Origin of the sequence: Sulfobacillus harzensis, from assembly GCF_012933365.1 — a bacterium.
GTDB lineage: Bacteria > Bacillota > Sulfobacillia > Sulfobacillales > Sulfobacillaceae > Sulfobacillus_B > Sulfobacillus_B harzensis.
Genome location: NZ_JABBVZ010000114.1, coordinates 1 through 10,336 on the forward strand (window position 1 = coordinate 1; position 10,336 = coordinate 10,336).

At 56.3% G+C, this 10,336-nt stretch carries 11 protein-coding genes, 3 tRNA genes, 1 other RNA gene and 1 pseudogene; 12 read left to right on the forward strand and 4 right to left on the reverse strand.

Translation table 11 applies throughout. The features are described from left to right. Positions 1 to 238 precede the first annotated feature (238 nt). Positions 239 to 583 carry a hypothetical protein gene (locus HIJ39_RS19310; RefSeq protein ID WP_169102621.1) on the forward strand — a complete coding sequence of 115 codons (345 nt, stop codon included), beginning with the start codon at positions 239 to 241 and terminating at the stop codon, positions 581 to 583. 103 nt (positions 584 to 686) lie between these two features. Further along, positions 687 to 1,055 carry a hypothetical protein gene (locus HIJ39_RS19315; protein ID WP_169102623.1) on the forward strand — a complete coding sequence of 123 codons (369 nt, stop codon included), beginning with the start codon at positions 687 to 689 and terminating at the stop codon, positions 1,053 to 1,055. A 39-nt stretch (positions 1,056 to 1,094) separates the two neighbouring features. Here the strand turns inward: HIJ39_RS19315 and HIJ39_RS19320 are convergent, their stop codons facing one another. Both HIJ39_RS19320 and HIJ39_RS19325 read right to left on the reverse strand, forming a co-directional pair. After that, positions 1,095 to 1,817, reverse strand: a complete 723-nt coding sequence (locus tag HIJ39_RS19320) for a helix-turn-helix transcriptional regulator (RefSeq protein ID WP_169102625.1) — start codon at positions 1,815 to 1,817, stop codon at positions 1,095 to 1,097. 220 nt (positions 1,818 to 2,037) lie between these two features. Beyond that, a pseudogene (locus HIJ39_RS19325) lies at positions 2,038 to 3,057 on the reverse strand (IS256 family transposase); the annotation flags it as partial. 50 nt (positions 3,058 to 3,107) lie between these two features. Here HIJ39_RS19325 and HIJ39_RS24345 point away from each other — a divergent pair. After that, complete coding sequence (locus tag HIJ39_RS24345) at positions 3,108 to 3,332, forward strand: hypothetical protein (protein WP_243239824.1); 225 nt, start codon at positions 3,108 to 3,110, stop codon at positions 3,330 to 3,332. Positions 3,333 to 3,427: 95 nt separating this feature from the next. On the opposite strand, the gene HIJ39_RS19330 is transcribed toward HIJ39_RS24345, so the two are convergent. Then, complete coding sequence (locus HIJ39_RS19330; protein ID WP_169102627.1) at positions 3,428 to 4,189, reverse strand: AAA family ATPase; 762 nt, start codon at positions 4,187 to 4,189, stop codon at positions 3,428 to 3,430. Between the two features lie 43 nt (positions 4,190 to 4,232). Then, entirely contained in the window at positions 4,233 to 5,405 is a 1,173-nt protein-coding gene (locus tag HIJ39_RS19335; protein ID WP_338055251.1) for an NAD(P)/FAD-dependent oxidoreductase, read from the reverse strand. 262 nt (positions 5,406 to 5,667) lie between these two features. Here HIJ39_RS19335 and HIJ39_RS24980 point away from each other — a divergent pair, with 262 nt between their 5' ends. The 9 genes from HIJ39_RS24980 to recR all read left to right on the forward strand — a co-directional run bounded on the left by HIJ39_RS24980 (position 5,668) and on the right by recR (position 10,129). Further along, the gene (locus HIJ39_RS24980) at positions 5,668 to 6,555 is read left to right on the forward strand and encodes an ATP-binding protein (protein WP_169102629.1); all 888 of its coding nucleotides are present in this window, start codon (positions 5,668 to 5,670) and stop codon (positions 6,553 to 6,555) included. A gap of 92 nt (positions 6,556 to 6,647) precedes the next feature. Continuing rightward, positions 6,648 to 6,723: transfer RNA gene (locus HIJ39_RS19345), tRNA-Arg, on the forward strand. A 24-nt stretch (positions 6,724 to 6,747) separates the two neighbouring features. Then, entirely contained in the window at positions 6,748 to 7,206 is a 459-nt protein-coding gene (gene tadA, locus HIJ39_RS19350) for a tRNA adenosine(34) deaminase TadA (protein WP_169102631.1), read from the forward strand. Between the two features lie 8 nt (positions 7,207 to 7,214). Next, positions 7,215 to 7,309 (forward strand) — tRNA-Ser (locus tag HIJ39_RS19355). Between the two features lie 16 nt (positions 7,310 to 7,325). Next, positions 7,326 to 7,419 (forward strand) — tRNA-Ser (locus tag HIJ39_RS19360). 37 nt (positions 7,420 to 7,456) lie between these two features. Next, positions 7,457 to 7,556: signal recognition particle sRNA small type (gene ffs, locus HIJ39_RS19365), an RNA gene on the forward strand. A 62-nt stretch (positions 7,557 to 7,618) separates the two neighbouring features. Further along, entirely contained in the window at positions 7,619 to 9,205 is a 1,587-nt protein-coding gene (dnaX, locus tag HIJ39_RS19370; RefSeq protein ID WP_169102633.1) for a DNA polymerase III subunit gamma/tau, read from the forward strand. Continuing rightward, complete coding sequence (locus HIJ39_RS19375) at positions 9,202 to 9,531, forward strand: YbaB/EbfC family nucleoid-associated protein (protein WP_169102635.1); 330 nt, start codon at positions 9,202 to 9,204, stop codon at positions 9,529 to 9,531. The genes dnaX and HIJ39_RS19375 overlap by 4 nt, the downstream gene beginning before the upstream one ends. A gap of 1 nt (position 9,532) precedes the next feature. After that, on the forward strand, positions 9,533 to 10,129 hold the full coding sequence (gene recR, locus HIJ39_RS19380) for a recombination mediator RecR (RefSeq protein ID WP_169102637.1): 597 nt from the start codon (positions 9,533 to 9,535) through the stop codon (positions 10,127 to 10,129). Positions 10,130 to 10,336: the final 207 nt, after the last annotated feature.

Consider the following 10,336-nt stretch of genomic DNA (forward strand, 5'->3'; position numbering starts at 1 on the left):
CACCCACGGGGTGGTGGCGATTTATCGGACTACCCGGTGACTAATTACCGGACACACTGGTGGCGAATTACTGGAATACCTGGTGGATTACACCGGAATACGCACTATCTCGAATCCTTCCACAACGTCGGCGGCAAGTTATCCGGCCAACACGGCAATCTGGGATGCGTACGGGAACCACACGGGACAGTTTGTGATACTGTACGAAGGAGCGCAACCCGGCTGGGGGTGGCAGCATATGCAGTATCGCCACAACTGGAAAAACACGGCCGCCGCGCAAAATGCGGTAAAGACAGCCGTTAATTCCGGAAATTATGTGCCCCAGGCTTCACCGAAACGTAATCTCTATTTAAAATGGTTCCACACAACCGTGCCGTTCTATAGTTGGAAGGTGCTGATGCAAATTGTGGTTAATGTCGGCAACGCCACTGGAAACGTGGACGCAAAGGGTCACGGTCCAGGCGCCGTGGTTACCGGTTACCCAATTCGCGGTAACTACAAGACCGAGACATGGCACGGTACTCCTAATACTTCTATAGTACCGTGGTGGATTAATGTGGGGCGCTATAAGCCCGGACAATAACCGGCAGGAGGGATAACACGCAATGCGTCGTGGAAAAGAGCCACACGGTGCACCAGGCAAACAGACTAATACGAGTGACTTGGAAGCCAAGTTCTTGGGGAGGGTGTACGACAGACTTGTTCGCGACCAAGATGACCAAGGCATCGTGCAGCGAGAACTCAACGCTGTTAACCCAGATGAGCCTCGCTGGTGGTGGGTCTTGCATGGCTCGCGGAGCCACTGGTGGCTCGAAATCCACGACGATCGCATACCGGAATTGGCCGGTAAAGCGTACTATCTTGATCCCATGGGCGATCCGTCTTTCTTCCCCACAGCCACCAGCATATTGGAAACCGACGATGAGTTGAATACCTTTCTAGTGTCCATTGTCACCGCAATGGACGAACATCTCCTAGGGCAGACGGAGGCGTTGAGGGCGTATAAGGATGCGCCAAATGCTATCCCGTGGATCCACACAGACGGCGCGCCCTGAGGTGTGAGTATCGATCGAGCCCCCCCTAGAGAATCTCCTCTAGGGGCGCGGTTTGTCGCCGGGGGTCTTGAGCTTTGCCGCAATTTTTCGCCAGTGGGATTTGGCTGTGCTGTAGGAGATATGTAACTCTCGAGCGATAGCATAGAGTGTTTTCCCATCTTGGAGGGCTTCCAATACTTCCTTTTCCCGAGGCGTAAGAAAATCCGCCCCTGATGCACCGTGTGAGGGTTCTTCTGGCGTCCGCCGGAGTTCAATATTTCGGCCCAAGTCCGCCCGCTCCACTCCTGAGAGTTGGCTAACCACAATCACGGCAGCCGCCAGATAAACCAGCCAAAGCCCAAGCCATTCGATGGACAAGGTCGGTCGGTGAGACCATAAGCGCAACCACCAGGTACTAACGAGCATGAGCCCGGCCGCCACTGCACCAACGCGCATCCCCCACCCTGGCCAGTAGAGCTCGGCTTCGAAAGCAATCAGAGGTAAGAACGCCGGCGCCACTGTCCCATGATGGGAAAACCGGGCCAGTACTAAGCGCAGAAAGAAGAGATCCAGTAACCACGATATGGGTTGAAGCACCACTACCATTCGTGCGATTAGCGCCCACTCAACTGCCGCAGTAAGAATACTGTAGCACGCAGCAATAAGTTCGAAGGAACCCGAGCTCGAGCCCGGATGCATCCGCGCCGCCACAATCGCTATCACCGCGAGCAGCGCGCGTAAGAGACCCATAACGACGATTGTTCGCCGCGGCACTATTTGCATTCCGTAGAACCTCCCGTTTACTCATTTCCATTTAATACCTGATAATTCTACACGCGTGGACAATATCCTAGAATCGGGCGAACATTTCACCACGGAGGGAGGCGCAACGCCGCAAATGCAGACACGCTACGTGCTTTTTGACGCCCCGGGCAATTCGGGGCACAGAATTTCTCTATTCACCTTTGCAGGTTGACCTCACACGTCGATGATTGGCGTTCCGTCAGCTCCGGTTCGCTACTGGTTGCGCCTCGACGAGGGGGCGGAGTGCGGCTTGCAATTGGGGCAAGTCGCGATATCCGGCCAGACGTTGCAACCGGTCCTCGAGAACGAGACTGGCGCTGGCCAGCCAGCGTAGAACCTGTATGCCGTTGGCCCAGAGCTTTACATTTTGGGCATGGGTCCGAAACCGGCTGTTCACAGACTCTAAGGGATTGGTCGTGGCCAGCGAACGCCGTAGCGTGCCCGACAACCCGAGCCGATGGACGGTGAGCGTTTCGTCCAGGCCTTCACGTAGACTGTTGGCCGCTTGGGGGTAGTCCCGTTCGAGCTCCGTCGCGAGGTTCTGCAACGCCTTGAAGGCCTTCGTGGCATCTGCCTCTTGGTAGGCCTTGCGCAACCGCGACCGCACGGTCGCTTGCATGGACTCGGGGAGATGGTCTAAAACATTCCGCGTTTTGTGGATCTGACAACGTTGGATGTAGACGCGGTCGCCAAACACCTCGCGCACGGCTTTGGCCAGGGCTTTTGCGCCGTCAATCACAGCCAAAAGCCCGTGGCCTTCCGGAACCGTGAATCCACGCTCCATTAAGTCTGTCAAGAGACTCTTGACGACGGCGCTATTTTCCGTCGCTCCCTCGGCCAAGCCCAGAATGCGCTTCGTGCCCGCGTCGTCAATCCCGAGCGCGACGACCACGAGGTGCCCGCCCACCCGAAGGCCGTCCACCATGAGGACGGTCCAGATCCGGTCTCCCAGCGACCGGTGCAAAAACGTATCGAGGGCCTGCTGGGTCGCCCGAATAAACCGGCGGCTGACGGCGCTTTTGCTCAGCCCATGGGTGCCCACCTCGGCCGAGAGAGCCGGATTCGCATGGCCTTGTTGGCGGCTGGCTAAGCCAAAGAGCATCCGCTCCAGAATGGTTTGTGTCGCGACGCCGGCATCCTGGAAGGTGTGGTAGGTGACCAGCGGCACTTCCTGACCGGTGGTCGTGCGCACCCGCGGATGGGCACCGGAACCCGCCGATCCCCCAAAAAGACGTAGCCGTCTTCGACGCCGTGCCGGACGGCGGTGCGTTGCGAATTGTGCCGACCTTTCGGGCCTGCAATTTCGGTGACTTCTTGGTCCATCAGTTCTTGGAGGACACGCAGGCCCACCTGGACCGCGAGCCCCAGCAAGCCCGCCTCGGCATCGTGCAACAGGTCCACCAACGGAATGGACACCGTCGATCCCGTTTGTTCCGCATGCTGTCCTTGACGACGATTCTTAGTTATACTCGAAGTCATAGCGATTCCTCCTGACGGTTGAATGATGGATGGTACCTCTATTCAACCAAACACGGACAAGAATCGCTAACCTCAAATTCCACGAAATTCGGGACTATCTCCAGGTTGGATCAATCCTGACTGTCGTCCCGAAAGAGGTGGTTCAAAAACCGTTCTGGAGCGTCTAAAAACGCCCGGGTGACTTGATATGGTCGGCTGGCCATATAGGTTGTGAGGGCCATGGGGGACGCATCGAAGTCCCATATGGAAGCGTTTGGGTAGGCCAAGATAATCGGTGAGTGGGTGGCGATGATGATTTGAACATGTCCGGACGAAGCCCAGTCGTGGATGAGGCGAAGAAAGGCCAGCTGTGTGGTAATGGAAAGGGCCGCTTCGGGCTCATCAAAAAGATAGAGCGCTGGCCGGTGGGGGTTCAGTCGATGTTGAAACAGCGCTAGAAACGACTCGCCATGGGAACGTTCGTGAAGAGAGCGCCCGCCGTAAGGCCCAAACACAACCGATTTCCCACCACTATAGGGGTCATCAGCCAAATCTTCTAAGTAGCTGGCCAGGTTGTAGAGGGTTTCCGCACGGAAGAAGAATCCGTTGCGCAATTTGATGTTCCATACTAGATGCAGTGCTTGGGCTAATTCCGTATTGGTGCGCGGCTTGTCGACGATCATATTCGGGCTGCCGCCTTCGACTTGAAGTCCAGCAGCGTCGGCCAGCGCTTCTAAGAAGGTAGACTTCCCGCTGCCGTTGTCCCCAATGAAAAATGTGACCGGCGACGTGAGTGGGAGACTAGCAAATCCATGCAACGCCGGCAACTGGAACGGATAGCGTTGGGGAAGCGGGTCGGGAGCTCGATACTGGATTTCTCGCAACGGGTGCACTGGACTCACCTGCTTTCCAGGACAGGATACTCGCCCAGGCTTGCTACGTCGAGCCGAAGGTATCGTGAGCTGAATTCAGACGGGGCCGTTTAAGCAGCATTGAGGGATGGTGGAGAAGCTGATGCTCTGCACGGCGGGTGAGCGTATCATAGGGGCACTCGCCAGTCGCCACGTCCAGATAGTGAGACAAGAGCTCTTGGTTCTGTCCGAAAACATCCGACCAAAAGCCGGCCAGAGGATAGAAAAGGAGCGACATTTTGGCGGCCGACTTGAGGGCAGGCCAAAACTCCTCATAGAGATTCTCAGCGTAGGTGCGGCACGGTGTGCCGTGTCTTAGGCTCTCCAATGCAGCATCAGCTGCCATGTGCCCGGATTTGAGCGCTGAATAAATGCCTTCTGCAGAAAACGCGTCCATGAGACCTGCCGCATCTCCGGCAAACAGGACACGATTCCGTACGGGGGGATCCCAGCGGAGCCGATACGGCAATGGATGAGCTAAGGGCACAACGTCTCGATGTCCGACAATGCGTTCCAGAAATTCAAAAAAGCGCTCTTTTAAGGGGAACATCGCCGGGCGAAAGGATCCAACCCCAATGTTAAGAATCTCGGCGCGCGGGATGACCCACGCATAACCCCAAGGGTACTGGCCCACATGGATTTCCACCCGTTCATGGTAGTGCTGCAGGAGCGCGGCATCGGCGGGAATCTCGGCTTCAATGGCGGCTCCGCGGCGCGGGCGCGGAAAGCCTGCAGCCTTGGCCATCATCCCGTGGGCACCATCGGCGGCAATCACGATGTCGGCTGTATATCGACCATATTTAGTCGTTAGTCGACTATGTGTCGGGGTTACTTCCGCCGCCGTCACGGCTTCGCCATCATGAACTTCGACGCCAGCGTGGGCTGCCCTGTCGGTCAACCAGGCATCGAAGACGGATCGCTCTACTATGTGGGAATAGGGGAGATTGCGGGCAAGGGTGACCGAGCGGCCGTTGCGGCCGCAAAATGTCCAGGCGCACGGATGACTTTTAAGGAGCGCCTCACCGCCAGGGGGAAGAAGCGGCAGCGCGCGGTGGGTGATGGCTCCGCCACAGGGTTTGACTCGGGGTATGGTAGCCCGTTCAAGCAGTAGGGTCGAAATCCCATTTTCAGCAAGGCGCCGAGCTGCGGTGGCACCTGCCGGACCGGCGCCAATGACAATGGCCGAATAGCTTCTCACGATTTCTCCTCCCCACAGTATCCGTCGCGTAACGTTATGCCGAGGAACGGTGCAATATCCTGGATCGTACCAGTCATTAGGGAATCAGACCATCAAGGTTTGTTCCTGAGCACGACAGCATTCGTCTGTCCCCTACGTACTTCGACCATGGTTGTCAGAAATACACGATAGGTCTTGTGCCGCGGCCGTCCTGTCTTTTGATACACTGGGTGGGTGGAAGAAAATGGATACAAGGAGACGTGATCCGGTGGGTTGCTGTGGGGTGTGGATTATAGATCCAAATGGGGAGGTTCAGGCGGCAGGAGTACAGGCAGACCAAGCCATCCTGGATCAACTGTCGATGGAAGCCGTCCGCGTGCTGCAGAGTGGGAAAGCTTCTGGAGAATTCAGCCCCGGCGGAGATCAATGGATACGGTTATTTCCCTTAGACAGCGACGCGTTTTCCGGTGTCGTGGGCGTGTGGGAGGACAAAAGTGACCATGAATCGCTCAAACTGGAAGTGATGAGTATCGCCCATGACATTAACAACTTATTGGCAGTCGCCCAGGGACATTTAGAAATGATGCAGCTAGACAGCGACGGCGAGTCAACCTCGGCGAGAGAAGCATTGTGGATGTTGGAACGGGCGGGGGATCTGGTTCGGGGGCTGGGCTTGTTGGGCGGTTCATCCCGTAAGGAAAAGACGCGAGCCACCGACCTGAGCAATGTGCTTTCGCATCTTAGCACCTGGTTAAGCAAGACCTCCTATGTGCCGACGTTGGATATCGATGCCGGCGAGGTATGGGTTGCAATGGATCGCGGCGATTGCATCGAGGTGTTCCAAAACTTATTGCAGAACGCATGCGAAGCGATGCCGAAAGGGGGACCGGTGACGGTTCAAGTGCGCACACAACGAAAAGAGGTGACGGTATCCATCCGAGACAGCGGACCTGGTGTTCCGTCTGATCGATTAGGTAAAATTTTTTCGCCCCATTTTACAACCAAGCAGTCCGGACAAGGATTGGGATTGTATCGAACGCGCGTCTTGGTGGAACAATACGGCGGACAAATTCGTGTGGTGTCGGTGCCGCAAAAAGGCAGCACCTGTATCGTCACCTTGCCGATGGCCAACGATGCTGATATAATAAGAAGCTCTCGCACCACCGGATAACGGTATCACCGGAGATAGTTACCGTTGCGACTTGAGCCTGAATTTGATATCCTGTTGAAGGCGCAAACGGGAGTATAGTTGTGTGAGGAATTGCGCCCGTAGCTCAGGGGATAGAGCAGAGGTTTCCTAAACCTTGTGTCGGTGGTTCGAGTCCTCCCGGGCGCACCACTTTTTGATAGGTTAGGGTCTCACATGGACTGGACAGCCCCCATGCGCGTAGCTCTTGACGAAGCGGCTATGGCCGCCCGTTCTGGTGATGTGCCAGTTGGGGCCGTTTTGCTGGATAGTCAAGGGCGCATTATTGCCCGAAATCATAATCGCCGCGAGGCTAATCTCGATCCCACGGCGCATGCAGAGATTTTGGTGCTCCGGGAAGCTGGAGCTAAGCTTGGAGGATGGCGAGTTCCTGATGCGACTCTGGTGGTCACGTTGGAACCCTGCGCCATGTGTGCGGGCGCCATTGTATTGGCGCGCATTGCCCGATTGGTGATTGGGACGTTAGATCCGAAGACGGGAGCGGTTGCAAGCTTATACCAATTAGCGAATGATTCGCGACTTAATCATCAGGTCGAGGTCGTCGCTGGGGTTTTACAAGAGGAAGCGTCGCAACAACTGAAAAATTTCTTTAGTGAGCGGCGAAAGAAAAATTGAATAGTGATGGAGAGGTGTCTGAGCTGGTCGAAGGAGCCCGACTCGAAATCGGGTAGGCGGTTAAAAAGCCGTCTCGTGGGTTCGAATCCCACCCTCTCCGCCATTGTTGTCTTGAACCTGGAGGGGTGGCCGAGCGGTTTAAGGCGCACGCCTGGAAAGCGTGTTGGTGGGCCAAATCCTGCCTCGAGGGTTCGAATCCCTCCTCCTCCGCCATTTATTTTTTGTTTGCATTAGGCCATGGAGCTGCATCGATTGGGTCCCGCGCGGACAACTCCTGTGAACCCCGTCAGGCCCGGAAGGGAGCAGCGGTAAGCAGAACGGTTGTGGCGCCGCGGGAGTGCCTGATCGGTGCAGCCCTATGGCTTAATTTTTATGCCCGAAGACGGTACAATAAGGCATCAGGAGGTGCGCTGTGGCCCATCAAGCGTCATATCGCGTCTATCGGCCGCGCCGATTCAGCGAGGTGCTGGGACAGGCGCGCACGATTGACACCCTCAGGGAAGCGGTCCGCCAGGGCCGACTAACGCATGCCTATTTATTTTCCGGTCCTCGTGGTACCGGAAAGACAAGCGTGGCCCGCATTTTAGCCAAGGCGGTCAACTGCGAAAATCTTTTGCCTGATGGCAACCCATGCTTGGAGTGTGCCTCGTGTCGCAGCATCGAGAGCGGCCAACATTTGGACGTGGTAGAGATTGACGCGGCCAGCAACCGGGGCATCGATGAAATCCGGGATATCCGCGAGCGCATTACCCACCAAACGGCCATGAGCCGTTACAAGGTGTACATCATTGACGAGGTGCACATGCTGACCCCCGAGGCTTTCAATGCGTTGTTAAAGACCTTGGAAGAGCCCCCAGCCCATGTGCTCTTTGTGCTCGCCACAACCGAAGCCCATAAACTCCCGGTTACCGTATTGTCCCGGTGTCAGCGTTATGAGTTCAAACGTCTGACCACGGCCTTAATCCAGGAACGGTTGCGCTTTGTGGCAGAACAGGAAGGCGTATCGGCAACGCCTGAGGCTTTGGAAGTGCTGGCCGAGGCGGCCGATGGTGCCATGCGCGATGCGTTGAGCCTCTTCGATCAAGTGGTGGCCACGGAACGTGAACTCACGGCGGAGGGAGTGCAGCGGGCGGCAGGCCTCGTTGGGAGCCAGGAAATGCATAAGTTGATGGGGGCATTGGCTGATGGCATCGAGCCCCTCATTGGCACCCTGGAAGCGTTGCGGTTGGCGGGCCTGGATGAAAAGCTGGTGCTTCGCGATGTGGCGCGCCAATTTCGGGACATTTTGGTCTATCGCACCGCTGGTGCCGAAGTATTTCCTGGATACCGCCGTGATCGTATCGCTGCGTTAAGTCAACTCTTTCCGGAAAACGTAGGGGGCTCCGTTTGGATTGAAGCGGCGGATCATCTGGCGCAGGCGGAATCGCGGCTTAGGGGCGGATTTCCCGCCGACTTGGCGTTAGAGCTGGCGCTATTGAAAATTCAGCAGGCGCTTCAAGCCGATGTTATGAACGAAGAGGTTCGACCCGAACCCCCCCGTCCGGCTCCGCGACCCAAGGCGCCACCGCCGCGAACAACCCCGCTGTCGGAACCGCCGATGCGCTCCTCCGCGCCTGAGCCGGAAATTAAGCGACCTCGGGATTTCCAAAGCGTCTTGGATTTGGTCAAGCGCGATCGGCCGTCGACCCATGCCTTAATTGACAAGGCACAGGTTCGGCAGGAAGAAAACACGTTGGCGGTGTTCTTGGAATACCCCGCTCACCTCAACTTGGTCAACCAGGCTCAGCACCGAGAGGTGATTGATCGGGCAATTCGGGCGGTTTATGGCCCCGATACGCGGGTTGAATTTCGGGTTGGAAAGCCGGATTCTGAGGAAGTGGAATCGGCTCCGCTACCAAAGGATGGGGTGCCGTTGGAGGCCGAAATACGTGAATGGTTTGGTTCCGAGGTCGTCATGACAGGATTTGAATCCGATCAGAGAAAGGATGTCGAGCGATGAGCTTCAATCCCCAAAACATGCAAAAGATGATGAAGCAAGTGCAAAAGATGCAAGAGGACATGGCGCGGGTTCAGGAAGAGCTGAAGGACGAGCGGGTGGAGGCAGAAGCGGGCGGAGTGGTTAAGACCGTGTTTAATGGCCATGGCGAAATTCAATCGATCACCATCCAAAAGGAAGCCGTGGATCCTGAGGATGTGGAGATGCTCCAGGACTTGGTGCTCGCCGCGGTGCGCGAGGGGCAGGCGAAGGCTCAGCAGCTCGCTCAAGACCGCATGGGTCAGGTAACCAACAATATGCGCATTCCCGGAATGCCTGGCTTGTTCTAACATGTTATATCCCGAACCGATTCAGGATCTCGTGCAAGAACTAGCCAAGCTACCCGGCATTGGTCCTAAAACCGCGCAGCGCCTGGCCTTTTTTCTGCTCAACATGCCTAAAGGCGAAGCGGAGTTGCTGGCCCAGGCGATTACCAATGCCAGGAGTCGCATTCGCTATTGCTCACAGTGTTTCAATTTCACCGATAGCGACCCTTGTGCCATTTGCCGCAACCCCTCTCGTGAGGCAGGTTGGATTATGGTGGTCGAACAGCCCAAGGATGTTATCGCCATGGAGAAGACGCGGGAATTTAAGGGGCGATATCATGTGCTGCACGGAGCCATTTCGCCCATGGAGGGCATTGGCCCCGATGACCTTAAGGTCCGGGAGCTGTTGGTGCGGCTGGGTCGTGTGGCACCCAAGGAGATCGTATTGGCCACAAGTTCCAGCCTGGAGGGCGAGGCAACGGCTTTGTACTTGGCGCGGTTATTGAAACCGATGAACTACAAGGTAACACGTATTGCCCGTGGGTTGCCGATGGGCGGAGATCTTGATTACACCGATGAAATGACCTTGGCCAAAGCGCTTGAAGGACGACACGACCTCTAGCGCACCCGCATTCAATTTTTCGTCCGTAGTCCCCCTTTCTGCCGTTGAGGAATATGTTGGCAGCAGGGGGGTGGTTTTTTTGGACTTTTTGTTAGTTTTTGCGGAATGGCTGGACATCGGACTCACCGGTCTAGCAGCTTGTGTGAATAGTCCCGAACATCCGGCGCAAAAAGGACTTCGCGACCCGGATGGCGAAATAAAAACTTA